Annotated in this window: 24 protein-coding genes and 5 pseudogenes; 21 read left to right on the top strand and 8 right to left on the bottom strand. The window is 58.4% G+C overall.

The genetic code is table 11. From position 1 onward, the window contains the following. Positions 1-271 precede the first annotated feature (271 nt). Positions 272-715: a pseudoazurin gene (locus tag NE852_RS01880; RefSeq protein WP_004674399.1), complete on the bottom strand. Its 444-nt coding sequence runs from the start codon at positions 713-715 to the stop codon at positions 272-274. Between the two features lie 306 nt (positions 716-1,021). Next, positions 1,022-1,739: pseudogene (locus tag NE852_RS01875) on the bottom strand (cyclic nucleotide-binding domain-containing protein); the annotation flags it as partial. A 241-nt stretch (positions 1,740-1,980) separates the two neighbouring features. Between NE852_RS01875 and ccoN the strand changes: the two are divergent. The 10 genes from ccoN (at position 1,981) to NE852_RS01825 (ending at position 10,912) form a co-directional block, all read left to right on the top strand. Then, on the top strand, positions 1,981-3,603 hold the full coding sequence (ccoN, locus tag NE852_RS01870; protein ID WP_258155611.1) for a cytochrome-c oxidase, cbb3-type subunit I: 1,623 nt from the start codon (positions 1,981-1,983) through the stop codon (positions 3,601-3,603). An 8-nt stretch (positions 3,604-3,611) separates the two neighbouring features. Beyond that, the gene (gene ccoO / locus NE852_RS01865) at positions 3,612-4,346 is read left to right on the top strand and encodes a cytochrome-c oxidase, cbb3-type subunit II (protein ID WP_004674404.1); all 735 of its coding nucleotides are present in this window, start codon (positions 3,612-3,614) and stop codon (positions 4,344-4,346) included. An 8-nt stretch (positions 4,347-4,354) separates the two neighbouring features. Then, entirely contained in the window at positions 4,355-4,507 is a 153-nt protein-coding gene (locus tag NE852_RS01860) for a cbb3-type cytochrome c oxidase subunit 3 (RefSeq protein ID WP_004674411.1), read from the top strand. A 1-nt stretch (position 4,508) separates the two neighbouring features. Beyond that, positions 4,509-5,372, top strand: a complete 864-nt coding sequence (ccoP, locus tag NE852_RS01855; RefSeq protein ID WP_008536469.1) for a cytochrome-c oxidase, cbb3-type subunit III — start codon at positions 4,509-4,511, stop codon at positions 5,370-5,372. A gap of 11 nt (positions 5,373-5,383) precedes the next feature. Further along, a complete protein-coding gene (locus tag NE852_RS01850; RefSeq protein WP_008536470.1) occupies positions 5,384-5,569 on the top strand; it encodes a hypothetical protein in 186 nt (61 codons plus the stop codon). Positions 5,570-5,736: 167 nt separating this feature from the next. Further along, on the top strand, positions 5,737-7,311 hold the full coding sequence (gene ccoG, locus NE852_RS01845; RefSeq protein ID WP_258155607.1) for a cytochrome c oxidase accessory protein CcoG: 1,575 nt from the start codon (positions 5,737-5,739) through the stop codon (positions 7,309-7,311). Beyond that, positions 7,308-7,793, top strand: a complete 486-nt coding sequence (locus NE852_RS01840) for a FixH family protein (RefSeq protein ID WP_008536472.1) — start codon at positions 7,308-7,310, stop codon at positions 7,791-7,793. Before ccoG ends, NE852_RS01840 begins: the two co-directional genes overlap by 4 nt. Then, entirely contained in the window at positions 7,790-10,060 is a 2,271-nt protein-coding gene (locus tag NE852_RS01835) for a cation-translocating P-type ATPase (RefSeq protein WP_008536473.1), read from the top strand. Before NE852_RS01840 ends, NE852_RS01835 begins: the two co-directional genes overlap by 4 nt. After that, positions 10,057-10,215: a cbb3-type cytochrome oxidase assembly protein CcoS gene (ccoS, locus tag NE852_RS01830; protein ID WP_008536474.1), complete on the top strand. Its 159-nt coding sequence runs from the start codon at positions 10,057-10,059 to the stop codon at positions 10,213-10,215. The genes NE852_RS01835 and ccoS overlap by 4 nt, the downstream gene beginning before the upstream one ends. A gap of 31 nt (positions 10,216-10,246) precedes the next feature. Then, positions 10,247-10,912 (top strand): Crp/Fnr family transcriptional regulator, encoded by a 666-nt coding sequence (locus tag NE852_RS01825; RefSeq protein WP_008536475.1) that lies wholly within the window; start codon positions 10,247-10,249, stop codon positions 10,910-10,912. Between the two features lie 261 nt (positions 10,913-11,173). On the opposite strand, the gene NE852_RS01820 is transcribed toward NE852_RS01825, so the two are convergent. From NE852_RS01820 to NE852_RS01810, 3 genes and pseudogenes are all read right to left on the bottom strand, one after another. Beyond that, a complete protein-coding gene (locus NE852_RS01820; RefSeq protein ID WP_008536476.1) occupies positions 11,174-11,377 on the bottom strand; it encodes a hypothetical protein in 204 nt (67 codons plus the stop codon). Positions 11,378-11,591: 214 nt separating this feature from the next. Continuing rightward, on the bottom strand, positions 11,592-11,882 hold the full coding sequence (locus NE852_RS01815; RefSeq protein WP_245270891.1) for a hypothetical protein: 291 nt from the start codon (positions 11,880-11,882) through the stop codon (positions 11,592-11,594). A 184-nt stretch (positions 11,883-12,066) separates the two neighbouring features. Next, positions 12,067-12,515: pseudogene (locus NE852_RS01810) on the bottom strand (nodulation protein NodZ); the annotation flags it as partial. 848 nt (positions 12,516-13,363) lie between these two features. Here NE852_RS01810 and nodB point away from each other — a divergent pair. The 11 genes and pseudogenes from nodB (at position 13,364) to NE852_RS01755 (ending at position 21,717) form a co-directional block, all read left to right on the top strand. Continuing rightward, positions 13,364-14,023 carry a chitooligosaccharide deacetylase NodB gene (gene nodB / locus NE852_RS01805; protein ID WP_258155606.1) on the top strand — a complete coding sequence of 220 codons (660 nt, stop codon included), beginning with the start codon at positions 13,364-13,366 and terminating at the stop codon, positions 14,021-14,023. Positions 14,024-14,030: 7 nt separating this feature from the next. Further along, positions 14,031-15,362: a chitooligosaccharide synthase NodC gene (gene nodC, locus NE852_RS01800; RefSeq protein WP_008536482.1), complete on the top strand. Its 1,332-nt coding sequence runs from the start codon at positions 14,031-14,033 to the stop codon at positions 15,360-15,362. A 15-nt stretch (positions 15,363-15,377) separates the two neighbouring features. Next, a complete protein-coding gene (gene nodS / locus NE852_RS01795) occupies positions 15,378-15,989 on the top strand; it encodes a nodulation methyltransferase NodS (RefSeq protein WP_008536483.1) in 612 nt (203 codons plus the stop codon). 36 nt (positions 15,990-16,025) lie between these two features. After that, positions 16,026-16,241 (top strand): carbamoyltransferase N-terminal domain-containing protein, encoded by a 216-nt coding sequence (locus tag NE852_RS01790; RefSeq protein WP_008536485.1) that lies wholly within the window; start codon positions 16,026-16,028, stop codon positions 16,239-16,241. A gap of 97 nt (positions 16,242-16,338) precedes the next feature. Beyond that, positions 16,339-16,640: pseudogene (locus NE852_RS01785) on the top strand (carbamoyltransferase C-terminal domain-containing protein); the annotation flags it as partial. A 102-nt stretch (positions 16,641-16,742) separates the two neighbouring features. Then, positions 16,743-17,657 (top strand): nodulation factor ABC transporter ATP-binding protein NodI, encoded by a 915-nt coding sequence (gene nodI, locus NE852_RS01780; RefSeq protein ID WP_008536487.1) that lies wholly within the window; start codon positions 16,743-16,745, stop codon positions 17,655-17,657. 3 nt (positions 17,658-17,660) lie between these two features. After that, the gene (locus NE852_RS01775; RefSeq protein WP_008536489.1) at positions 17,661-18,449 is read left to right on the top strand and encodes an ABC transporter permease; all 789 of its coding nucleotides are present in this window, start codon (positions 17,661-17,663) and stop codon (positions 18,447-18,449) included. Between the two features lie 205 nt (positions 18,450-18,654). Beyond that, entirely contained in the window at positions 18,655-19,071 is a 417-nt protein-coding gene (locus NE852_RS01770) for a cupin domain-containing protein (protein ID WP_008536490.1), read from the top strand. A 185-nt stretch (positions 19,072-19,256) separates the two neighbouring features. Next, positions 19,257-20,157, top strand: a pseudogene (locus NE852_RS01765) (IS630 family transposase); the annotation flags it as partial. 217 nt (positions 20,158-20,374) lie between these two features. Then, positions 20,375-21,049, top strand: coding sequence for a transcriptional regulator (locus tag NE852_RS01760; protein WP_008536492.1), 675 nt, complete (start codon positions 20,375-20,377; stop codon positions 21,047-21,049). A 128-nt stretch (positions 21,050-21,177) separates the two neighbouring features. After that, positions 21,178-21,717, top strand: a complete 540-nt coding sequence (locus NE852_RS01755) for a hypothetical protein (protein ID WP_004679185.1) — start codon at positions 21,178-21,180, stop codon at positions 21,715-21,717. Positions 21,718-22,267: 550 nt separating this feature from the next. Here NE852_RS01755 and hemN read toward each other — a convergent pair. The 3 genes and pseudogenes from hemN to nifH all read right to left on the bottom strand — a co-directional run bounded on the left by hemN (position 22,268) and on the right by nifH (position 24,901). Continuing rightward, positions 22,268-23,614, bottom strand: a complete 1,347-nt coding sequence (gene hemN, locus NE852_RS01750; protein ID WP_128623694.1) for an oxygen-independent coproporphyrinogen III oxidase — start codon at positions 23,612-23,614, stop codon at positions 22,268-22,270. An 88-nt stretch (positions 23,615-23,702) separates the two neighbouring features. Further along, positions 23,703-23,900 (bottom strand): annotated as a pseudogene (locus NE852_RS01745) (hypothetical protein); the annotation flags it as partial. Between the two features lie 107 nt (positions 23,901-24,007). Continuing rightward, positions 24,008-24,901, bottom strand: a complete 894-nt coding sequence (gene nifH, locus NE852_RS01740; protein ID WP_004675840.1) for a nitrogenase iron protein — start codon at positions 24,899-24,901, stop codon at positions 24,008-24,010. Positions 24,902-25,061: the final 160 nt, after the last annotated feature.

Below are 25,061 nucleotides of genomic sequence, written 5' to 3'. Positions count from 1 at the left end.
CCGGGCTAGTGATCTTGCCCACGCGTTCCTTCACAGGTCTGCCGTGCAGATCATAGCTCTTTTCACAGGCCACATTCACTTTCTCGACGGTCCCACCAGGTTTCGGCATCGGCTTTGCCGACAACCGTGTCCGACCACTGCCTTGGACGTCTTGCCTGACAGCGCCTGGCTCTGCTCGATGCTCACTGAGCATCAGCTGCTCCTGGCGAGGCAAACAGCTGCCACGAAAGCCATCGTCATGGGCTGCGCGGTCATCCGCACCTGCTGTGTCTCACTGGGTGATGTTTGTGAGGTCGGCATCGAGCCGCTTGCGCACCATGTTCGGCACCTTTGCAGTCTTGATCGCTTCGAGATTGGGCGGACTGTCACCCACCTGGATCAGGGCAACCATGCCCATGCCGGAATGTGGGGTGCATTTCAGGACATAGACGCCTGGAACATCGAATTTCGCGCGATATAGCTCATTCGGCTTTGACTTGAAGTCGGCAACGCCATCCGGAATGAGGCCTTTGAAGGTTTCGACGTTGTGGCCCTTGTCGGTGGGGATGAAGGTGACGGTGTCGCCGGGGGCGATCTTCAGGAAGCCAGGCTCGAACACCATCGCGCCTTCCGTGCCTTTGTTGAGCATCCGAACCTGGTGGTCGGCCGCCATCAACGGCGCTGCCGAAACAATCAAGGCTGCCGCTGCAGCGATCAGACCGAATTTTAACCGCATTTGCAAGCTCCTTTTCTGCGAGACCCAATCAGCCTCATGAATGTGTCTTAGCAGATGCCGGAATTGGGCTCTTTGACGCCCGTCAAATTCGGGGAAAAAAGGCAGAAGGTCCCAATTTTTGCCTGCTTGCCCAGCGCCCTTGCGAGGGACATGGCAGCCTGCAAGCGATGTAGGAATCACCGAAGGACAAGCACGCTCGGCGAACGTCGGCGCTGCTGAACAGCTTAGGATTGCCGTGACTGAGCTCATATCGCGTCGAGAAGTTCGCGGAGGGCATGAATGTCGATCCCGCGGCTTGTCGCGTGTGTTGAGGTTTACCCTCTGACAGAAATCCTCGGAAAAATCATCAGTGTCGCCCGATAACCGTACCAGCGGGCAAGATTGACGTTCCGCAGGTCGTGCCTGCCCTCGGGAATAACGATGTTGCGCGACGCAAGTTTCGTAACGGTGTGGGCCAGGGTCTCAATGGTCAGGCCGAGATGATCCGCAATGTCTTGACGATTCATGGAAACGCGCAACGGACCTTGGCGGACGCGGGTTGCGCCGGAATGCAAGCTTCACGATGAAGCTGCAGGGGCGCTCCTCGGCGTTCTTCTTCGGCAACAGCACCATCTGTTCATGCGAAGCGGCCGCCTCCTGCCAGAGCAACGAGAGCTAGGTCGAGCGAGCGCATTAGACCGAGCGACTTCCCCGTGGAAACTCATGTGCGATATCCGGCGGATCTTGCATTTCGTGACGGCCTCAGCCGTAAATAGGAAATCGTTTTGCAGCGACGCGCCGTTGAGATCGCCGGCGAATTGAAGAGCGATTATCACCCGACGATCTTTCGCCGATGATACGAAGCAGGCGCACGACACCTTCTTCCACCTGGACAAGATGGTTGCTTATCACCCTCCCACCAAATCGCCTTACCGGCTGCGACGGCCTCGGCCGCCGAGCCTACGAACAGCGAAGAGAGGGATTGGCCGGCATGTATGGCTTCGCGCCCCTTCGCGCCATTGTCGAACGCGTGGTTGTTCTGCACAGCATCTTCATCGCCCCTTGTGGCAGTGGGTGCGGTAGAAAGCAGCTGCGTCACACGGGAGTAAGCGGGCGGTGCCAAAGGGGGAAGTTTGCAACAGAGTGTAACAACGTCGGTTCGTCCACCGCTTCCAGTCCGCTTGTTGATGTAGATCAAGGAGCCGTTCCCGTCTTCGTGACAGTCCTGCCTCGAAATCCGAGAAAGCCGGCCGCGAGGCGGTCGTCTGCGCACTGGAGACGACATCATGAATTACACGACAGAAACGATGGTGATCGCGGTCGCAGCGTTTCTGGCGCTGCTCGCGGCCGCATTCGCGCACGATCATCTGTTTGCAGTCCATATGGGTATACTTTGCCTCTGCCTGGTTGCGGGAACGCTGCTGCTTGTCAGAAACGCAGAGTTTTCGCCGACGGGCCAACAGCGCAAAACAGAGCTTACGGGCTATTGCGACGAGGTAATCCGCTACGGCCTGATCGCTACGGTGTTCTGGGGCGTCGTCGGCTTCCTCGTCGGCGTGATCATCGCGCTGCAGCTCGCCTTTCCCGACCTCAACATCGCGCCCTATTGGAATTTCGGAAGATTGCGGCCGGTTCACACATCGGCGGTGATCTTCGCCTTCGGCGGCAACGCGCTGATCATGACATCCTTCTATGTGGTGCAACGCACCTGTCGCGCGCGTCTCTTCGGAGGAACACTCGCCTGGTTCGTCTTCTGGGGCTACCAGCTGTTCATCGTGATGGCTGCGACCGGCTACGTGATCGGCATCAATCAGTCGCGCGAATATGCCGAGCCCGAATGGTACGTCGACCTGTGGCTTACCATCGTCTGGGTCGCCTATCTGGCCGTCTATCTCGGAACGATCCTGAAGCGCAAAGAGCCGCATATCTACGTGGCAAACTGGTTCTATCTCAGCTTCATAGTCACCATTGCGATGCTGCATGTGGTCAACAACCTCGCTGTTCCGGCGTCGTTCCTCGGCTCCAAGAGCTATTCTCTCTTCTCCGGCGTCCAGGATGCACTCACCCAATGGTGGTACGGCCACAACGCCGTCGGCTTCTTCCTCACCGCCGGCTTCCTGGGGATGATGTACTATTTTGTGCCGAAGCAGGCCAACCGGCCGGTTTATTCCTACCGGCTGTCGATCATCCACTTCTGGGCCCTGATCTTCATGTATATCTGGGCCGGCCCGCATCATCTGCATTACACGGCGCTGCCTGACTGGGCGCAGACGCTCGGAATGGTCTTCTCCGTCATGCTCTGGATGCCCTCCTGGGGCGGCATGATCAACGGTTTGATGACCCTTTCGGGCGCCTGGGACAAAATTCGCACCGACCCGATCATCCGGATGATGATCGTCGCCATCGCATTTTATGGGATGTCGACCTTCGAAGGCCCGATGATGTCGATAAAGGCGGTCAATTCGCTCAGCCACTATACCGAATGGACGATCGGTCACGTGCATTCCGGAGCACTTGGCTGGGTGGGTATGATCACCTTCGGGGCGATATACTACCTGACGCCGAAACTGTGGGGGCGCGAGCGCCTCTACAGCCTGCGGATGGTCAACTGGCACTTCTGGGTCGCGACGCTCGGGATCGTGATCTACGCCGCGGTGCTCTGGGTCGCGGGCATCCAGCAGGGGCTGATGTGGCGAGAATACAATTCCCAGGGCTTCCTCGTCTATTCCTTCGCTGAAACGGTCGCGGCGATGATCCCCTATTACGTGCTGCGTGCCGTCGGCGGAGCACTCTACCTAGCGGGTGGCCTCGTCATGGCCTGGAACGTGTTCATGACGATCCGCGGCCACCTGCGCGACGAAGCGCCAATCCCGACCAGTTTGGTGCCCCAGGCACAGCCTGCCGAGTGAGGTGAGACATGGCATCGTTACTTGATAAACATAAGACCCTCGAGAAGAACGCGACGCTTCTTCTGGTCGGCTCGCTGCTGGTCGTCAGCATTGGCGGCATCGTTGAAATCGCACCGCTGTTCTACCTGCAGAACACGATCGAAAAAGTGGAAGGCATGCGGCCCTACACGCCGCTAGAGCTCGCCGGACGGAACATCTACATCCGTGAAGGCTGCTATCTCTGCCACAGCCAGATGATCCGGCCGTTCCGTGATGAGGTCGAACGTTACGGCCATTATTCGCTCGCCGCGGAATCGATGTACGACCACCCGTTCCAATGGGGATCCAAGCGGACAGGGCCCGATCTGGCCCGCGTCGGGGGGCGTTACTCGAACGAATGGCACGTCCAGCATCTCGCAAATCCGCGGGCCGTGGTGCCGGAATCAATCATGCCGAGCTACGCCTTCCTCGAAGAGAAGGAGGTGACGGTCAGGAGTATCGGAGAGGACCTCAAGGCCAATGAGGACGTGGGCGTGCCTTACAGCGACGACATGCTGGCGAATGCCGAGGCCGACATGAGAGCCCAGGCCGATCCGAACGCGGACACGGCGGCTCTACTCAAGCGCTACCCAAATGCGAATGTCGGCGATCTCGACGGCGATCCAACCCGGCTGACCGAGATGGACGCGCTGGTGTCCTACCTGCAGATGCTCGGAACGCTGGTTAATTTCTCGACCTATGACGACGCGACCGGCTACCGGTGAGGTGATCCATGGAAACTTACACTGCAATGAGACACTTCTCCGACAGCTGGGGCCTCCTGGCAATGGCCGCATTCTTCGTCGGCGCGGTCATGCTCACCCTTCGCCCAGGTAGCAAGCAGACGGCCAAAGATGCCGCCGATATTCCCTTGAAGGACGATTGAGATGTCGCAAAAGCATATCGATGAACTGAGCGGCGTCGAAACGACGGGTCATGAATGGGACGGCATCCAAGAGCTCAACAATCCCATGCCGCGCTGGTGGATCTGGACCTTCTACGTGACGATCCTCTGGGCGATCGGCTACGCCATCGCTTACCCGGCCATCCCGATGATCACTTCCGCCACTAACGGCTATCTCGGTTATTCAACGCGCGCCGAGCTGCAGCAGGACCTCAATCTCGCTAAGTCATCGCAGACGGAGTTCCATGACCTGATCGCTGCCAAGACAGTGGAGGAGATCGACGCGGATCCTGCTCTTCGTAAATTCGCGATCGCTGGCGGCGCATCCGCTTTCAAGGTGAACTGCGCGCCCTGCCATGGATCGGGAGCGAGCGGCGGTCCGGGGTTTCCGAATCTCAACGACGACGACTGGCTGTGGGGCGGGGATCTGAATGCCATCCAGGCCACGATCTCTCATGGCATCCGCTTCGACGGCGATACGGATAGCCATTCCTCCGAAATGCCGCCCTTTGCCGGTGTTCTGGAGCCCATCCAGATGAAGCAGGTCGCCGCCTTTGTCTGGGGGCTGACCAATACGCCCTCGGATGTCGGTCTGGCGGCGGCCGGAAAACAGGTTTTCTTAGACAATTGCGCCCCATGTCACGGCGAGGACGCCAAAGGAAAGGTGGAAATGGGTGCGCCGGATCTCGCCGACGCAATCTGGCTGAAGTCGCGGGGTGAAGACGCCATCCTTCGTCAGGTTGCCTCTCCCAAACATGGCGTAATGCCTGCCTGGGCAGCGCGCCTGGGGGACACAACGGTCAACGAGCTTACTATTTTCGTTCATGCGCTCGGCGGCGGCATGTAAGGAGAAAAGACATGACAGCCCACGACCGCAATCCGATCCTCCGTCTCTACGGCGCGCCGCGTGCTGTTATCCGATCGCGTGTCTCAGCCCGCGCCCAACAGATGCCTGCGTCTTCGGAGCAGGACGACCCGGCAAAAATCGGCAATTCGATGGTGAGTTTGATCTGCCTCAAAGACCACAAGCAGACGAGCCGATAGTTTCAGCTCCTGTGGAGGACGTCCCAGCGGTTTCTCCGCCGCTGTCCTCCGGCCACGCCCTTACTCTGGGGCGTGGCCTTTTCGCTTCTGCACGGTCGTTCTTGATCTGCATCAAGGAACGGATGCGCCACGGCTGGGAAAAGAGTGGTGAAAATCGGACAGGTCCTATGAATCTCTATACCCGCCCTAATCTAAATGACGTTGACCACGTTCGCGTCGAACCGGTCAACGCCCGGCGCAACCGCCAGCCTCTCTATGCGCCGCGCAAGAAGATCTTTCCGAAACGAGCCGAAGGGCCCTTTCGCCGGTTCAAATGGGTCTTGATGCTGCTCACGCTTGGCACCTATTACCTCGCGCCGTGGATTCGCTGGGACCGCGGTCCCTATGCGCCCAATCAGGCAATCCTCGTCGACCTCGCCTCGCGGCGCTTCTTCTTTTTCTTCATCGAGATCTGGCCGCAGGAATTCTACTATGTGGCGGGCCTGCTCGTCATGGCGGGCTTCGGCCTCTTTCTCCTCACCGCCGCTGTCGGCCGCGCCTGGTGTGGCTATGCCTGTCCGCAGACCGTCTGGGTCGATCTCTTTCTCGTCGTCGAACGCGCTGTCGAAGGCGACCGAAACGCTCGGATGAAGCTCGATGCCGACCCCTTCACTTTCGACAAGCTCAGGAAGCGGGTGATCAAGCACGCGATCTGGCTGCTGATCGCCGTCGCCACGGGCGGAGCATGGATCTTCTATTTTGCCGACGCGCCGAGCCTGGCGGCTTCACTGTTTGACGGCAGCGCTCCTGCCGCGGCGTATGCCACGATCGCCACCCTGACCGCGACGACCTATGTGCTTGGCGGCCTCATGCGCGAACAGACATGCACCTATATGTGTCCGTGGCCGCGCATTCAGGGCGCGATGCTTGATGAGAATTCGCTTGTTGTCACCTACAACGACTGGCGGGGCGAGCAGCGGTCGCGCCATGGCAAGAAGGCTCAGGGTCTGCCGGTGGGCGATTGCGTGGACTGCAATGCCTGCGTCGCCGTCTGCCCGATGGGGATCGACATCCGCGACGGCCAGCAGATGGAATGCATCACATGCGCCCTCTGCATCGACGCCTGTGGCGGCGTCATGGACAAGCTCGGAAAGCCACACGGCCTGATCGCCTATGCGACGCTCAAGGAATATTCGAGCAACATGTCGCTTGCTACTGACGGAGGACGGACAGCCATCCAGCCCTCCAATGTCCGAAACGACGACGGAAGCTTCATGCCAGCTGTCCGGAATTTCGACTGGCGCATCATCTTCCGCCGAAGAATCGTCTTCTACGGTGTCGTCTGGGCATCGATCGGCATCGCCATGGTCGTCCATCTCACCTTCCGCGATCGGCTCAGGCTCAACGTTATCCACGACCGGAACCCTCAATATGTTCTGGAAAGCGACGGCTCCATCCGAAACGGCTACACGCTGCGTGTCCTCAACATGGTGCCGAAGCCGCGGGACGTGACCATCACCCTCGTCGGGCTGGAGGGGGGCACAATGCGCATTCCCGAGTTCGGCAGGCAGGATGCCCGCAGCTTCACCGCTCACGTCGAACCCGACGCCGCCACGACGCTCAAGGTCTTCGTCACGCGCGCCCCAGACGGGGCAGAGATCAACGAATTCCTCTTCGTCATCGAAGATATAGGTCAAGACGCAGGTCAAGCCGACCGGGCGAGCTATCGCGCGGCGTTCAACGCGCCGGGAGACGTGAAATGAAGACTTCTACTCAGGGCTTTACCGGCTTGCACGTGCTGCTTGCCACCTCGGCATTCTTCGCCGTAGTGATCGCCGTAAACGCCACCATGGCCTTCTATGCTGCGTCCAGCTGGAGTGGCATCGTCGTGGAAAACACCTATGTGGCCAGCCAGGAATTCAACACCAGGGCGGCAGCGATGAAGGCAATGGCCGCCTCCGGCGTCGAGGGCGCGCTCGTCGTTAAGGGCAGCCAAATCCGTTACGACATCCACGACAAGGCCGGCACGCCTGCGATCATCGATGATGTCACGCTGAACTTCAAACGGCCCGTCGGCGATCATGAGGATTTCCGCGTGACCCTCCGGAAGACGGGCGAAGGGCGGTTCGAAGCCGATCACCAGGTTGTCGCCGGCGACTGGATCGTCGAGGCCATATCGAGAATGAACGGGGCGGTCGTCATGCATGAGGCCAAACGCTTCGACACCACGGAGTTCCGCCAATGACCTGCTGCTCGATGGATGCGGAAAGCGTTCTCGGCCTCAGCGCGACATCCGCCAGCGCCGAGGAGGTATGCCTTGCAAGCCACCCGCTCGGGGCTGGGTTACGCCAGGTCGACCTCAGCGTGCCCGACGTCCACTGTGGCGGCTGCATATTGACCCTCGAAAAAGCGCTGTCGGCGCTTGCGTTCGTCAGGAAAGCCCGGGTCAATCTCACCGCCAGGCGTGTCACCTGCGTCTATCAGGAAGAGATCGAGGCGAAGGCGACCGATCCCTCCGAAATCCTCGCCGCGATCACCTTGGCCGGATACCGCGCCCATCTCATCACGTCGACAGCACCCGAAACCGACAGGATCCGGAACCAGCTACTGCTGGCGATTGGAGTTTCCGGCTTTGCGGCCGCCAACATCATGATGCTCTCGGTGTCGGTATGGTCGGGCGCCGATGCGGCCACGCGCGACATGTTTCACTGGATCTCGGCGATGATCGCGGCGCCGGCGCTGGTTTATGGTGGACGCTTCTTCTTCAAATCGGCCTGGAGCGGGCTCAAGCGTAGGCGCACCAACATGGATGTTCCGATCTCGCTTGCAGTGACGCTGTCCTATGCGGTCTCCCTATGGGAAACCATGCACCATGGCGAACATGCCTGGTTCGACGCGTCGGTGTCTCTGCTGTTCTTCCTGCTGATCGGCAGAACCCTCGATCATGTAATGCGGGAAAAAGCCCGCGCCGCGATCAACGGGCTTGCCAGACTGGCGCCGCGCGGGGCGCAGCTGATGATGCCGGACGGGTCGCGGCACTACATCCCGGTCGAAGAGATCGCCGTCGGGGATAACATCGCGATTGCCGCCGGCCGACGCATTCCCGTCGATGGCATGATCGTCAGCGGCGAGAGCGATGTTGACCTCTCCATCGTCACCGGTGAAAGCAGCACGGTCGCCGTCGCCGCAGGCAGCGCGCTGAATTCGGGTGCGATGAACCTGACCGGTTCGCTCGTCCTGCGGGCGACCAAAGTGGCAAGGGATTCGCTTCTTTCCGAGATCATCGGCCTGATGGAAGCGGCCGAGGGCGGCAGGGCTCGTTATCGCCGGGTCGCCGATCGCGCCGCAGCACTTTATTCTCCCGCCGTGCACCTGTTGGCGCTGGCCTCCTTTCTCGCCTGGGGCTTGCTTGGGGGCGATTGGAAACAGGCCATGCTGGTCGCGGTCGCGGTGCTGATCATCACATGCCCCTGCGCATTGGGCCTTGCTGTACCGGTGGTCCAGGTGGTCGCCGCCGGAGAACTTTTCCGCAGGGGCATCGTGGTGAAGGACGGTTCGGCGCTCGAAAGACTGGCCGACGCGGACATCGTGGCCTTCGACAAGACCGGCACCCTGACGATGGGCCGGCCCCGCCTCGTCCGAATCGACTCGATCGCGGGCAATAGAGCCATCGTTTGCGCAATGGCGGCGCATTCACGGCATCCGCTTTCCCAGGGTCTGGTGCGGGACATAGACATCTCTTACCCCTTCGCCTTCGACAGGGTCACGGAAATCGCCGGCGGGGGGCTGGAAGCCTGGAAAGGAGCGGACTTCTATCGGCTCGGCAACCGGGCCTTTGCCTGCGGAACCGGGCTCACGCCCGCGGGCGATACTCCGTTTTCGGAGGTGGTCCTGTCGAAAAACGGCGTCGATCTCGCCCGTTTCCTGTTTGACGACACGCTTCGTCCGGGCGCCGCGGAGGCTTTCCGCCAGCTCGCTGCAGCCGGTATAGAAACGCTGATAGTATCCGGAGACAGGCAGGCCGTCGTCGACAACACAGCGCGGGCTCTCGGTATCGGCAAAGCTCTGGGCGACCTGGGGCCGAAACAGAAGGTCGAGGAACTCCAGAGGCTGGGCGCCGAGGGCTATCGCGTGCTCATGGTCGGCGACGGGATCAACGACGCACCGGCGCTGGCCGCCGCGCAGGTCTCGATGGCGCCCGCAACCGCATCCGACGTCGGCAGGCAAGCCGCCGACCTTATCTTCTTCAACGATCGTCTCGATGCCGTTCCTGAGGCAATCGCCGTTGCACGAAGATCCGCCAGCCTCATTCGCCAGAACTTTGCTCTCGCCATCGGTTACAACGTGCTTGCGGTACCGATCGCAATCGCCGGCGGGGCAACGCCGCTGATAGCGGCGGTGGCCATGTCGACTTCGTCGATCGTCGTCGTGACGAATGCGCTGCGATTAAATGCCTTCGGCCTATGGAGCGAGCCGCTTGCCGGCGGACGTGCGGAAGTTGAAACCACATGAACATGCTGATCTATCTGATGCCGATCGCAATGCTGATGGGGGGAATGGGTCTCCTGGCGTTCCTCTGGTCGCTGACGAACCGACAGTACGACGACCTTGAAGGAGCAGCTTGGCGAATCCTCGTCGAGGACGAAACCGATTGCAAAAGACCTTGAACCGCTCACGGCCGAAACGAAAGGAAGATCGATGCTATCGAGACATCCCATACTTTTGCGATCTGACCTGTTTCACGGCCTGGACAAAGCAAGGATAGAAGAACTGGCCGACACGGCTCAGTTCCAGAGCTTCGCACCGGACGAGCGGATCATCGCCGAGGGCCAGCAGGCGTCGTTCGTCTATTGCGTGATGCGCGGCTTCGTGCGACTTTCGAAGTCGGAATCCGCGGGGCGCCAGGCAGATATCTGCATCTGCGAACCGGGCGAGACGTTCGGTGAATATCTCCTGTCGGGAGGCGGCTCCTACACCTACAGCGCATGGTCCGCCGACGGCGCAGAGGTCGCGTTGTTCGACCTTGTGGAGTTGCGGGCGCTTGCCGACCGGGACCCCGTCATGCGTCGCAACGTCATGCGCATCATGGCCCGGCATCTGCTCGGTGCCATGGATTGCATAGCGGGAGACCGGCTGCACACGGCTGCACAGCGTGTTGCGAATTACCTCGTCAGCCGCTGCCCGGCCTCAGCATCGCAGGCCACCTTTCGCCTGCCTTACCGGAAGAGAATTCTGGCCGGCAAACTCGGGGTTGCGCCCGAAGCCCTTTCGCGGGCTTTCGCTGCCCTCGGTCCTGCAGGGGTCGAAGTCAGAGGCAGGGTCGTCGTGGTCGACAGCGTCGATCTGCTGCGGAAGGCGTGCTGACCTCGGGGCAGGGCGATAACCGCGCCGGAATTCAACAACCGTCAATATGGCGATCGCTTGCTCCGTTATGGCCAGGCGCAAAAATGCACCAGGACGGATTGTTTTTGTCATCTCGACTGTCTTCATCGCTTGCTTCAGGCCTTGTCCGCATCAACGGTGGCGCTGACGACACATGCGGATACCATTGGACTGGCGGGCTTATAGGGAAGTGCAGACGAACGGGCGCAACGAGCACCAACATGCGACGGAGAGCGTCTGGCGCTATTCTTCGAGGAGCAGGGCCGTCGCGAGGTAACCCATGCTGATGGTGCTTGCGAAGAGGTAGATGAACAGGCCCTGCGCGAGATAATCCTCAAGCGTGCCTGCCGCGGCAAATCCATTTTGCCGAACGAAGAAGCCCACGGCGGATCCAATTGCGAACCCCGTCGCCAACCGCGTGAGCATGAACCTGATCATGCGAGGCATGGCACCACCTCAGACTTAATCATTACAAATGGCCGGGCAACGGGAATGATGGCTGGCCAATTGAGTTTTGTCAACGACTGGCGCAAGCCGTCATCCAAGCAGCGGCGGGAGCCGGAGACTACAACAGTGCATCTTCTGTTTTTCGCAGCCGGCGTTATCACGCCTGCGAATGCGTCGAGGCTGAGTGAGTTGCGAGTTGCAAGGACGATGCGCGCTAAGGACCTAGCGCGGCGGCGGCTTCTGTGGTCGCGCGGTTTGCCAGACGTGTCGGGATGCGGGAATAAAGAACGGCACCGGCCACGCCCACGACCGCATAGAGCACGAACATCAGCTTGATGGCGATCTGTCGACCAAGCCCGACGAACGCCCTCGCATCAGGCAGGGCGTCGGCTAAGGCGCCGACGAAGCTGTGGCGCGCGAACGTCCTCGTCCCATCGGAATCGCCAAAGTGCGAGCTTGCTATGCCAATGATGCGGGTCGAGCGCGCGGTGCCGTTTCCATTCACCGAAGGCGCCCAATAGCTACCCTTCACAACAATGATTCGGCAAGCCTTTGGACGCGCGAGACGCTAGGAGAAGATGCGCCCCGACCTTGTCTCGTCGGGTGCTGCGCCCACATCGCGATCCAGTGAACACCTCTCCTCAATCCTGCGAGGGCGCCGAGAATTTGTTCAGCGGAGTGCCGGTCCATCAAGCCAGCTCATGCTCGGACGATTCATCAGTCAAGATCAAGCGAGTCGGATTTTTCAAGTCGAACTCAATAACACGTGGCACGAAGAGACGGGCATAGCGCGTGAAGGCGCTGGCCGGCGGAAAGCGAATTACCGTATCGCATCGGGCGAGAAGGTCGCATGGTCCATTATATCTTCGCCATTGCCGTGCCGTACGTGCACACCGATGATACTGCGCCCCTTGAAGTGCTCCTGATCGATGGCGTGAATACGAGCCGGAATTTCCGGTCTAAGGTTGAGGCTCTGAAATATCTGGCGTTCGGCAGCTTGGTCGCACCGCCACATTAACAGGCATCACAAACTACCGTGTTGGCATCAGTATCGTCCTGGGCTTAAGAAGCTCGGTTCACGTTCCCGGAAAATTTGTTCATCGGGGCGGTAAACACGCTCGATTGAGGGCTTGTTCCACTACGAGCTCGGTTACCTGCACTTGGAGGCCCATCGGGCCCGGGTGTTTTCCAAATGGTGTCCCGCGCTACGACAACGGCTCGATCCTGATCACCTCAAATGGTCGCGTGGTCTCACAGCATTATTGGACCGCCTGCTTTCACCTCTCGACGGTGGTCACCATCCGGGCGATGGGGTGAGTTCTTCAATTCGGCAAGTGGGACTAGTTCCTCGAGTCGTTTGACAGCCATAGCCGAGCGATCCTATCCGGCGCTTTCAGGCTTCCGGAAGGTTTCAATCTGCTCCAGAGCTTTACCCAGAGTAGGTTAGAAAGCCGCCAATGCCGAGCCGTGATAAGTTCTTCCAGGGAGCGACGACGCAAGTCCCCCGCCAGTCACGACAACAGGCTCGGTCCGTTTAGGAACCGTGGAGCTCGAATTTTATCTATGCTGTGAATGGGTATCATCCAAACAATCGATTTTACGAATTGAATGGCGTGATCCATTAGACGAGCATCTTGACGGAAATCAAGTCGTCGATGGCGCGCCCAGTGGTGTAGAGGGGTCAAATGTGTGGCTTTGGAATGTAATGCTTGCATAAGCGGTCGATCAGCCCATTGCATCACCTTGCAATCGTCGACAGCTCGGGGGTTCACCACCAATCGCACTCGGTACAGTCCGCAACGAGCCGCGGTATTGACAGATTCAGACGAGGCGGCCTGGTGACCGCTATTTAGGGGAAACGGCGTACGCTACACGCTGCCACGCGCGCGTTTCGACCTGCGTCCACGCGCGGCGTCATCATCCTACCCTTTGGTGGCCGGTCTCCGAATGGCCCACAAGGATAATTTACCGGAAAGGACGAGAGCAATGACGCACCTCGATTGCTCGTGCGAAGTGCACGGTGAGCGCGATGACGGCACTGGTCGTAACAGCGTTTATTTGACGTTCGACGACGGTCCGCATCCATTTTGTACACCGGAGATTCTCGATATTCTGGCTGAACACCGGGTGCCGGCAACATTCTTCGTCATCGGCGAGTTCCTGGCCGATCAATCGAAATTGATCCAGCGAATGATTGCAGAGGGGCATGAAGTCGCCAACCACACAATGACGCATCCAGACCTGTCTGACTGCGAACCCGACGAGGTGCAACGTCAGATACTCGAGACAAACAGAGTCATAAAAATGGCGGCGCCTCAGGCGGTGGTACGGCACATCCGGGCTCCTTACGGCATCTGGACCGAAGAAGTGCTCAAGGCTTCGGCGAATGCGGAACTCACTGCCGTGCACTGGTCGGTAGATCCACGAGACTGGTCTCTTCCCGGGGCCGACGCCATTGTCAATGATGTGCTGCAGTCTGTCCGACCGGGGTCAATCGTGCTCTTGCACGACGGTTGTCCCTCCAGTGAAATGCAGCAAGGAACTGACCGCAGTCTGCGCCACCAGACTATTATGGCGTTATCTAGGATAATTCCAGCTTTACATGATCGCGGCTTTGTATTCCGCTCGCTTACTCGGGAGTTCTGAAGATCCGATGGATATGCTTGACACAACCAGCACTGTCGCCGTCTCGCTTTATACACTTCTCTCGACTGCTTATAAAAGCATGCAGGCCGTTTATTCTCTGCCGACCGATGTTTCATTGGTGTCCCAGGGCTTGGACGGCTTTGACGAGCTGCCCAGCGTAGATGTCATCGTGCCAAGCTTCAACGAGGATCCCCGCACGCTTTCGGAGTGCCTGGCTTCTATTGCGGGTCAGGAATACGGGGGAAGGCTGCAGGTTTACCTAGTTGATGACGGTTCCGAAAATCGCGAGGCTTTGCGACCTGTGCACGAGGCCTTCGCACGAGACCCCAGATTCAATATTCTCCTGCTTCCCCAGAATGTCGGTAAACGGAAGGCACAGATCGCCGCGATACGCCGCTCTGCTGGAGATATGGTGTTAAACGTCGACTCCGACACGATCCTCGCATCTGACGTCATCAGGAAGCTCGTGCCTAAAATGCAAGATCCGGCTGTCGGCGCGGCCATGGGACAGTTGACGGCCCGCAACCGAAACGATAGTTGGCTGACCCGTTTGATCGATATGGAGTACTGGCTGGCTTGCAACGAGGAGCGTGCGGCACAAGCTCGCTTCGGAGCCGTTATGTGCTGCTGCGGTCCATGTGCTATCTACCGTCGCTCTGCGCTCGCTTCGCTGCTTGACCAGTACGAATCACAGTATTTTCGGGGAAAGCCAAGCGATTTCGGTGAGGATCGGCATCTCACCATTCTCATGCTGAAGGCAGGCTTTCGAACGGAGTACGTGCCGAGCGCCATCGCAGCGACAGTCGTTCCGAACAAGCTAGGACCGTATCTGCGCCAACAACTACGCTGGGCGCGGAGCACGTACCGGGACACGTTGCTTGGGCTGCGCCTGCTGCCCAACCTCAATCGTTTCCTTACGCTCGACGTTGTCGGACAGAACCTCGGACCGCTGCTTCTGGCACTATCGGTGCTGACGGGGCTCGCACAGCTTGCATTGACGGGCACCGTGCCTTGGTTGGCAGCCCTGATGATTGTGGCCATGACGATGATCCACTGCAGCGTTGTCGCGCTTCGGGCCCGCCAACTACGGTTTCTCGGGTTCTCTCTGCATGCATTCATCAATATTTTTCTGCTACTTCCCTTGAAAGCCTACGCGCTGTGCACGCTGAGCAATAGCGACTGGCTGTCGCGCAGCTCTGCTGGCAACTCGAATCAACATCCGGCGACTGATGCGCGCACTACAGAATGTTCTGGACATGCGACAGCGCCTCGAAGGCTCAACCCCGCCCGCGATCCTGCCGCGCGAACGACGTCTGACTGCATGTGCAGCGACGAGTAAGATCTATTTACCGAGGTGAACGAGTTGACACAGAGCGACAATTATCAATTGCTGAATCGGGAACTGGCTGCACCCGATCCATGGGGACTCGACGCCAATCCATTCGAGCGTGAGCGTCACACGCAAATGCTCCGCTTGGCGCTTGCCCAGGGATCCATCTCAAATGCGCTCGAAGTGGGATGCGCTGCCGGCGCATTTACGGTGCAGCTAGCCCCCCACTGCAAACGGCTCACCGTGATCGATGTTGTGCCTCACGCTATAGAAAGATCGCGTCGACGCATGAGGGATTATCCGCACATCAGCTGGATAGTCTCTGATGTTCAACAGTTTTCACCTGACGAGAGGTTTGATTTGATCGTTGTGGCGGAAGTGCTCTACTACATTGGAGGAATAGCCGAGATGAGAGGGGCTGTTCAGAATTTAGTGCGGATGCTTGCGCCAGATGGATATCTGGTTTTCGGATCGGCGCGCGACGCCAATTGTCGTCGCTGGGGCCACGTTGCTGGTGCTGAGACGGTCCTCGGCATGCTGAACGAAACTTTGCTCGAGGTAGAGCGGCTTGAGTGTCGGGGTGAGTCGGTCAACGAAGATTGCTTACTCGCCTGTTTCCGAAATCCGGCCTCCTAACGGCCCCAACCCTCGACGTTCAGACATGGAGACACTATGCGCGTCTGTGGTATTAAATTGACCCGTGACGGAGCGGACGCGCTTGTCGAGGGTGGGTGGCTCGCCTTCTGCGTCGAGCAGGAGAAGCGGGGCAACAACCCGCGATATGAAACTGTCGACAATCTCGACGCGATTGGCGCCGCTTGGCGCAACACGGTCCGGATCCACGCGTTATTGATCAAATCATCATCGATGGCTGGGATGCAATGCTGAAAGTTCTCTCGAATCCGTCGAGGGCTCCGGACTCGTTCCAATGACAGGGCATTTCCTTACAAGACTTATCCTCGTGATACGTGCCGCGCGGCCCCCGCGCCCGTGGCTCCGCCTCGTGGCGCCGATCTGCCTGGTGGACGGTGCGCCCTATATAGTCAGCCCTCGAACTCGGGATTGCGATATGTTGTTTAAGCATCAGACGCGGATGGGACGCCAGGAGAGAATTCCGGCTGTTGTCCATCTCGATGAATCTGCACGATTGCAGACCATTCCAGGCACTCTCTCCACGAAGTCGCCGAGGTACTCGTCGAATATAAAAAGCTCAGGGACATTCGGCTGCTCTGCAACACGATTGCCAATTACCACGGACGAGGCGTTTTCCCGGATGCTGCTGCAGCCCTTTAATGAGGACGCAATGAACACATACGGTGCGATAGACCAGGAAGAACCCACCCAACCGAAGAAATGCCAGTCAACGGCGCCCGACGGTCAGATGAGGGCATGTTCATGCCCGCAATAGATTTTTCCGACGTAAGCAAGACATATGGCGACAAGGCCGTGGTCAACGCGCTATCGTTCCGTGTTTCCCCGGGGGAATGCTTCGGGCTGCTTGGACCGAACGGCGCGGGCAAGAGCACGATCGCACGTATGATCCTTGGCATGGCATCCCCTGATGCGGGGAAGATTACTGTGCTCGGCGTGCCGGTACCTGCCCAGGCTCGTTTGGCGCGCAAGGGTATCGGCGTGGTGCCGCAATTCGACAACCTTGAGCCCGAATTCACTGTGCGCGAGAATCTGCTGGTCTACGGCCGCTACTTCGGCATGAATACACGCAGAGTAGAAGCGGTCATGCCGTCGCTCCTTGAGTTTGCACGCCTAGAGAGCAAGGTGAATGCGCGTGTGTCTGAACTTTCAGGCGGCATGAAGCGGCGCCTGACGCTAGCGCGTGCGTTGATCAATGACCCGCAGCTACTTGTCATGGACGAGCCGACCACCGGTCTCGACCCACACGCGCGCCACCTGATCTGGGAGCGCCTGCGTTCCCTGCTTACGCGCGGCAAAACGATCATCTTGACCACCCATTTCATGGAAGAGGCCGAACGGTTATGCGATCGACTCTGCGTACTCGAAAGAGGTCGCAGCATTGCCGAAGGGCGTCCGCATGACCTGATCGATGAACTGATCGGGTGCGAAGTCATTGAGATCTACGGCGGCGATCCGCATGAATTGGAATCGCTGGTCGGGCCATATGCCGATCGCATCGAAATTAGCGGCGAGACCCTTTTTTGCTATGTGTCCGACCCGGAGCAGGTGCGTGTGCGGTTACGGGAGCGCGCGGGCTTGCGTATTCTGCAGCGTCCGCCGAATCTTGAGGATGTGTTTTTGCGGTTGACCGGGCGCGAGATGGAGAAGTGAACGATGGGTGAAGGTTGTGCCGCGGCTCTGCCCGCCAACGCTTTTAACTGGATTGCGATATGGCGACGCAACTATCTGGCATGGAAGAAAGTAGCACTTGCGTCAATTGTTGGAAGTCTGGCCGATCCTATGATCTACCTGTTTGGCCTCGGCCTTGGTCTCGGAATTATTGTGGGTCGCGTTGACGGCACAACCTACGTTGCGTTCTTGGCGGGCGGCATGGTGGCGACAAGCGCGATGACCTCTGCGACGTTCGAAACGATTTACGCGGCTTTTACGCGAATGCACGCCCAACGCACCTGGGAAGCCATGCTCTACACACAAATGACACTCGGGGACATCATCCTGGGTGAGTTGGCATGGGCAGCGAGCAAGGCATTTCTTGCCGGTACGGGAATCATAATTGTCGCCACCGTGCTAGGCTATGCGACGTGGCCGTCAGTCCTCTATGTGTTGCCAGTTATCATGCTCACTGGATTTGCATTCGCGAGCTTGGCGATGGTAGTCACGGCACTTGCGCCCAGTTACGAGTATTTCATTTTTTACCAGACGCTCGTCCTCACACCAATGCTGTTCTTGTGCGGCGCGGTGTTTCCAATCACGCAACTGCCCCCGACCTTTCAGCAGGTAGCGCAGTTCTTGCCTCTAGCGCATGCGATCGACCTCATACGCCCGGCAATGCTTGGGCGTCCCGCGAGCAGCATGGGCCTGCATATAGGCGCGCTTTGCATCTACGCGATTTTGTCGTTCTTCCTGTCGGCAGCGCTGTTGCGTCGGCGCCTGATGTCTTGACGCTACTCGCAACCACGCCAGGAGGGGTATTGCGATGCAGTGTCTGGAAAAGACCCGCAGAGCTCTTAAGATAGTCATCATAGTCTGGGAACAAATGAACCCGTGTCGGCGCCGGTGAGACGATGCAGGTTTTCGCTCTGCAACTGGCCGAACTCGGTAGCAAACACCCTTCAGGAAGATCCGACGTGCATCAGGAGAAAAGCAAATGAAGGTCATCTCAATCGCCACGGCGCTCTTTGCTCTGGCGTGTCCCGCGAACGCGTTCGAAAACAAAGCGGTCGCGGCTACGCTTATCTTAAGGACCGATCGTACGATTGCCGGTCAGCCCATCATCGTTCCACGGAAGGACGTCGAGGTCATCGCTTCGATTTATGAGATTGCGCCCGGTGCGACGTTACCAATTCATCAGCATCGCTATCAGCGCTATGGCTATGTGCTTTCCGGGGAAATCACGGTCACCAATACAGAATCTGGGAAAGAAAGCATTTTCACGGCAGGGGATTTTGTCGTCGAGTCCCGGGGGATATGGCATAAAGGGGCGAACAACGGCACCGAGCCGGTAAAGCTGCTCGTGATCGATCAGGTGGAAAGGGGCAGTGAGAATGTTCTGCCGCAAAAATAAAGACGTTGAGGTATCACCGGAGGGCAATCTGGCGCCACGGCTCGGATGTGGTGAACCCGTCCCATATTAGGGGTTGGTTTGCCGCTCCTTGCTAGAGTCTGTCAGCGCTAATCGGAATCGTGCGGAGATTCCCTTGCCTTCAATTTTGTGATTCAAGGTCATTGCTGGTGTGGAGGCCGGCAATGATGGTGCGACCTCTTTCTCTGGATTTGCGAACGCGCATTGCGACAGCGTTGAGTGATGGCATTACGGTTCGCGCCGCAGCGGAGCGGTTTGGCATATCGGCTGCGACAGCGGTGCGGATCGGACAACTCGATCGTTCAGGTAAAGGCCTGGTGCCGGCGAAGATCGGCGGCTATGTCAAACCGACACTGAGGGGTGCGGCCGCCGATGCAGTGCGTCAGCGGCTACAAGTCAAGTCCGACTGGACGGTGCGCGCACTGTCGGCGGACCTGAAGGCTGCGGGGATCAACGTGTCTCACGACACCGTCTGGCGCTTTCTGCGCAGCGAAGGCAAGACCTTCAAAAAAAACGATGGTGGCAAGCGAGCAAGACCGCCCGAAGGTGGCCCGGTTCCGGATGCGATGGAAGACCCATCAGCACCGGCCTGATCCGGACCGTCTCGTCTTCATCGACGAGACTTGGGTCAAGACCAACATGACGCGCACCTGCGGCTGGTGTCAGCGGGGAGAGCCCCTCATTGCAAAAGTCCCTCATGGTCATTGGAAGACACTGACCTTCCTGGCCGGCTTACGCCGCGATAGCATCGTTGCCCCCTTCGTCCTCGATGGTCCCATCAATGGCATCGCTTTTACCGCATGGGTTCGCCAATGTCTGGTCCCGACACTCAAATCCGGTGACATCGTCATCCTCGACAATCTGGGAAGCCACAAGGGAAAGCCGGCCCGCGATGCGATCCGAGATGTCGGTGCACATCTCTTTTTCCTGCCGCCCTACAGCCCCGACCTCAATCCCATCGAGATGATGTTCGCAAAGCTCAAGACACTCGTCAGAAAGGCAGACGAACGAACCGTTGAAACTACATGGAGACGCATTGGAGAACTCTTGAAGGCGTTCAGCGCCAGCCGACGAAGGAGAAGCCTGGGTTGGTGCGCGGCTCCTTCACCACTTAGGGACCGGGACGATAAATCGGCAGAGGCCGCGGTAACTCCAAAAAATAACGCGGCGCTAAAAAATTGGCCTCAGGCTAGACCGTGGGTATAGACTGGTAGTCCGGTAGGCGCTATTCGTGCTGTTCCAGCATAACATCAGCCACCCCGTGGATTCTCCAAGGCCTCTTATATTGAAAAAAGTGCAACGCAGTTTTGCCGTCGAGTACAAGAACGGCAGGCGAAAACTTGATGCCAGATCGAACTCGATCTGGGGCAATGTGGATCTAAAGTCAGTCGCGCGCGATCTAGAGGAAGAGGCATTGCCTTTTCTGTCAGGTAGCTCTCAGAGTGGCAAACCCGACAGCGAAATGTCTTTGCCGGAACAAGATCAGGCCGAGCAGTTGTTGACAGCGCCTCTCGGGCCGTCGACAACTGCATCAGATACACAGGAGATGAGCATGGCCGACGAGACTAATACGACAACCAAGGTCGATGGACAGACCGTTGTCGAAACGCCTAATGCGCCGAAGAAACAGCGCAAACCGCGCGCCAAAAAAGTCGCGGCACTCGAGACCGCGTTAGCTGACGCTACGGCAGAGCCGGCAGCTGCGCTGGCCGGGGACGGTGGTGTGAAGAGGAGAGGGCGCAAGACAAAGGCTATCGAAGCCACGGCGAGCGCCAAACGCGCACCTGTGCACCGTGCTCCAAAGGCTGTGCAGGCAGCGCCGGCTGCCCCGATGACGGCGAGCGATGAAATGGCAGACCTTTTGCAGTTGGAAGAGGAAAATCAGCGGCTGCGCAAGCTTCTTGCTGAAAAACTTCGCGCTGAAAATGAAGATCTGCGCAAACGGCTCAAGCTCGATTGATATAAGCAGCCGGTCAATAAGCGACCGTATCTACATTCTTATCGAGACAAACAATTCGGCAACGGTAATGCTGTTGCCGGACCCCAAACTCACTGCCTGCTTGCGGGATAAAACGCGAGGTCGGATAGATGGCGTCTCCCTGGAAACTTCTTGCCCGACTGATCTCACCGGGTCGCGAACAAAAGCGAGAAAACGGTTCGGACCAGAAGGTTACGCCGGACACATTGGCCATTGCCGGTCCGACCGAAACGCCTGCCGAGAAGAGCCTGATAAGCGCCGTTCGACCGGCAAGCGAGGGGCCTCCCCGTCACGGCCATTCTCCTGCAATTTCCACCGAGTTTGTCGTTTCTAAGGAAGTTGGAATCGGTGGCCACGATCAGGTAGAAGGCCAAGATGCCAAAAACGTTGAGGCGGCCGATCCACCTCCATTCGGCGGGCTTAGTACCGACATCGCCGCTGGGCACGATGCTACGAGGCTCGAGCGAACTCTCGAGGTCGCCCCGCGTAAGAAGGCATCAGCCGCGATTGCAAACGCTGCCCCGGCAGTTCACACTGCGGACCAGATGAGCCTCGACGAAGACATCAGGGTGCTCAGGAGGCAACTAGCCAGAAAGCTAAGGCTGCAAAACGCGCAGTTGAGAACAATGCTGGAGCGGTTTGAACGGTGACCTGTCGCAGTGCAACAACCTGTCGCCCCGGGCATGTAGTGGAGCCAGCGGCAGCATCACCTGTGTACGGCAAGGACAAATAATTGGGGTCCGAACACGGTCCCATTTCGTCGAGATCAACGACAAGAGTGTTTAGGCCATGTTCTAGGCATTTAACCGCGCTCGATCGCCACCGTGGACATCGAGCCTGCCGCAGGTTTCCTGGATGCGCGTCTCCGCCGCCTGCGCAATCGAAGCCGCATTGGTGGCGTCAAGCTGAACTGTCCGGGCGTCTGGTCCGTTTTGAACGAAGGTGTCGCCTGCTTCAAGTTGGCGCGCTCAACCGAGCCGGTGAAGCCGTGCTGCGCCAGACCTTTCACGATATTTGACGGCGGATTTCTTTGCCAGTGGCGAGAGCTGAACTGTGACGCGATCGAGACCGACACATGCCATGGACTGCGAATTCAGCGATCGATTTAAAATCGAGCAATTGGGGGCTTGCCTCCTGCCTAACATCTCGACGAACTCGAGCTCGATTATGTGATCACTCCAAGGCCCTCCGTTTGCCAGTCTAGATCGGCTGGCGGCCAAGATAAGCATCGAACGCGGCAGCGACATGGCGAAGGGCAGAGCGACGTTCGTGCCGCACACGGACTAAACCGTTGTCAAACTCAACGATCCCATCCTCAGCCAGAATCTCTAGCTGCTTAGCTGAACTCACTAGATGGGTCTGATCAAATCCCTGAGCCGTACAGATTGCTGATATGTCCGCCTCCAAGTAGCACATGAGCTGTTCGATGATTGCAGCTCTTACGCGATCCTCGGTAGTTAAACGGTAGCCCCTTGAGATCGCCAAGCGGCCGGATGCTATGTGCCGGTTATAACAGCTTTGCGTGAGATCGTTTTGAACGTAACCGTCGCCGCAACGACCAATGGCGGACGCGCCCAAACCGATGACAGTTGAGCAGGTTTCGGCAGAGTAACCAAGCGAATTTCGGCGCAGACGACCAGCTCTCTGTGCTATTGCAAGCTCGTCATCCGGCAAAGCAAAATGGTCGAGACCAATTTGCAGATAGCCTGCTGCAACTAACGTATCGGCCATGGCTGAGGCCTGCTCAGCTCGCGCGGCTATATCGGGCAGTGCTGCTGTGTCAATCAAGCGCTGATTTTTTCGAAAAGATGGAACGTGGGAATAACCGAAAACCGCGAGGCGGTCGGGACGCATCGCAATAGCTAACATAGCGCTCTCGAGACAGGACTGGACGGTTTGGTTCGGCAAACCGAACATCAAGTCGAAATTGATACGCCTGACCCCATACAGGCGGAGGTTTTCGACGGCGGTCATCACTTGCGCCTCGCTCTGAATCCGGTTGATCGCTTTTTGTACGACGGGATCGAAGCTCTGCACACCGACGCTTGCGCGATTCACACCGGTCCTTTCTAGGGCTTCGGCCATATCGGTGGTGAACGTGCGCGGGTCGACCTCAACGGCAATGGTTGCACCTCGCTCAATCGCAAAACGGCCGCGCAGGAGTTCCATTAGCGACAGGAAGTCTGCCGATGGCATAATGGTCGGGGATCCGCCGCCAAAGTGCACGTCACCCACTGAGAGTGCCTGCGGCACTTGCTCGGCGACCAGGCGGATTTCCTCGCGCAGCATTGCTAGATAATTGGTTATCAAAGTGTCCCGACGAGTGATGCTAGTCGGAAAACCACAATACCAGCACATCGAGCGGCAGAATGGAATGTGGAGATAGAGCGAGACAGCGTCATCAGTTCCCTGGCTTCTCAGCCATTGCTCATAAGTGTGGGCGCCGATTTCTGAAGAAAACTCCTGTATTGTTGGGTAGATAGTATACCAAGGCAACTGCACCCCGCTATTTGTGTTCGGAACGAAAATCGACGACGGTGCGCGCAAAGACTTTCGCCTGCAGTCCGTGTCACGTTCACATACAATATTTGACACGTTTTTTTCCTTCGAAAGCTTGGTCCTATTGGGCACATGCCACGCCCGGAATGGACTTGATGTTCGATTTGACGTCGCATTCGGAAAGGGCCTTCGGCTCATCGCCAGGCTCGTCGCCGCTCGTTGCGACGCTGAGGTGCTTCTTGCGGCGCTTCGCCGCCTTGTCTGGATATTGCGCTAACACTTCCGCAATGAGCTGTTCATGCAAAACGCTGTCATTCTCGTAATCAAGGCTCATGGGCCCCTGCCCCCTTTCAAGGTTCGGGTTAGGTCGTCGTCGCCGAAGCGGCTTTCTTGGAAGGACGCGCTGGCGCAAGGGCCAGCGCGTCCTGTCGACAGCGGCAGTTATTGAGCCGCAACCACCGCTGACTCCTTGGCCTGTAGTTCGGCCAGCATCTGCTCGTCGCTCTTCATGATGCCGAAGTCGAGCAGCATGTCTTCGAGCTCTTCCATGGTAATCGGGGTCGGAATGGTCCCTTGGCCCGAATTGGCATGGATCTTCTCGGCTAGCGCCCGATATTCCCCGGCCTGCTTGGAGTCCGGCGCGTACTGGATCACCGTCATCTTCCTGAGCTCGGCGTGCTGGACGATGTTGTCACGCGGCACAAAGTGGATGAGCTTGGAATTGAGCCTGGCAGCCAGCGCCTCGGAGAGGTCGAGCTCGCGGTCCGTCTGGCGCTCGTTACAGATCAGGCCGCCGAGCCGCACGCCGCCGGAATGGGCATATTTCAGGATGCCCTTGGCGATGTTGTTGGCGGCATAGAGCGCCATCATCTCGCCGGACATCACGATGTAGATCTCCTGGGCCTTGTTCTCACGGATCGGCATCGCAAAGCCACCGCACACCACATCGCCGAGCACGTCATAGGAGACGTAGTCGACATCGTCATATGCACCGTTCTCTTCAAGGAAATTGATCGAGGTGATGACGCCGCGCCCGGCGCAGCCGACGCCCGGTTCCGGACCGCCGGACTCCACGCACTTGATGCCTTTGTAGCCGGCCTTGAGCACGTCCTCGAGCTCAAGGTCTTCCACCGAACCTTCCTGCGCTGCCAGATGCAGAACCGTGTCCTGTGCTTTGGCGTTCAGGATCAGCCGGGTGGAGTCGGCTTTCGGGTCGCATCCGACGATCAGGATCTTCTGCCCGAGGTCGACAAGCGCTGCGAGCGTATTTTGGGAGGTGGTGGACTTGCCGATCCCCCCTTTGCCGTAAAATGCGATTTGACGCAAATCTGACATATCGCCTTCCTTCTTTCGTTCCATCCATCGCTGAGTAAAAGGCAGGCAGCTCGCGCCGCCTCGCATGGCAATCTTCAAAACCCGTGCCATGTGGGCAGCAGCATATAAAACAGTTGTTTTGCTGATCTTCAGCTATTTAATTCCAAACTTTCGAAGGCGG

Source organism: Rhizobium sp. Pop5, from assembly GCF_024721175.1.
Lineage (GTDB): Bacteria > Pseudomonadota > Alphaproteobacteria > Rhizobiales > Rhizobiaceae > Rhizobium.
Note: the sequence above shows the minus strand (reverse complement) of the source record. Positions and strands in the feature narration are given on the sequence as shown.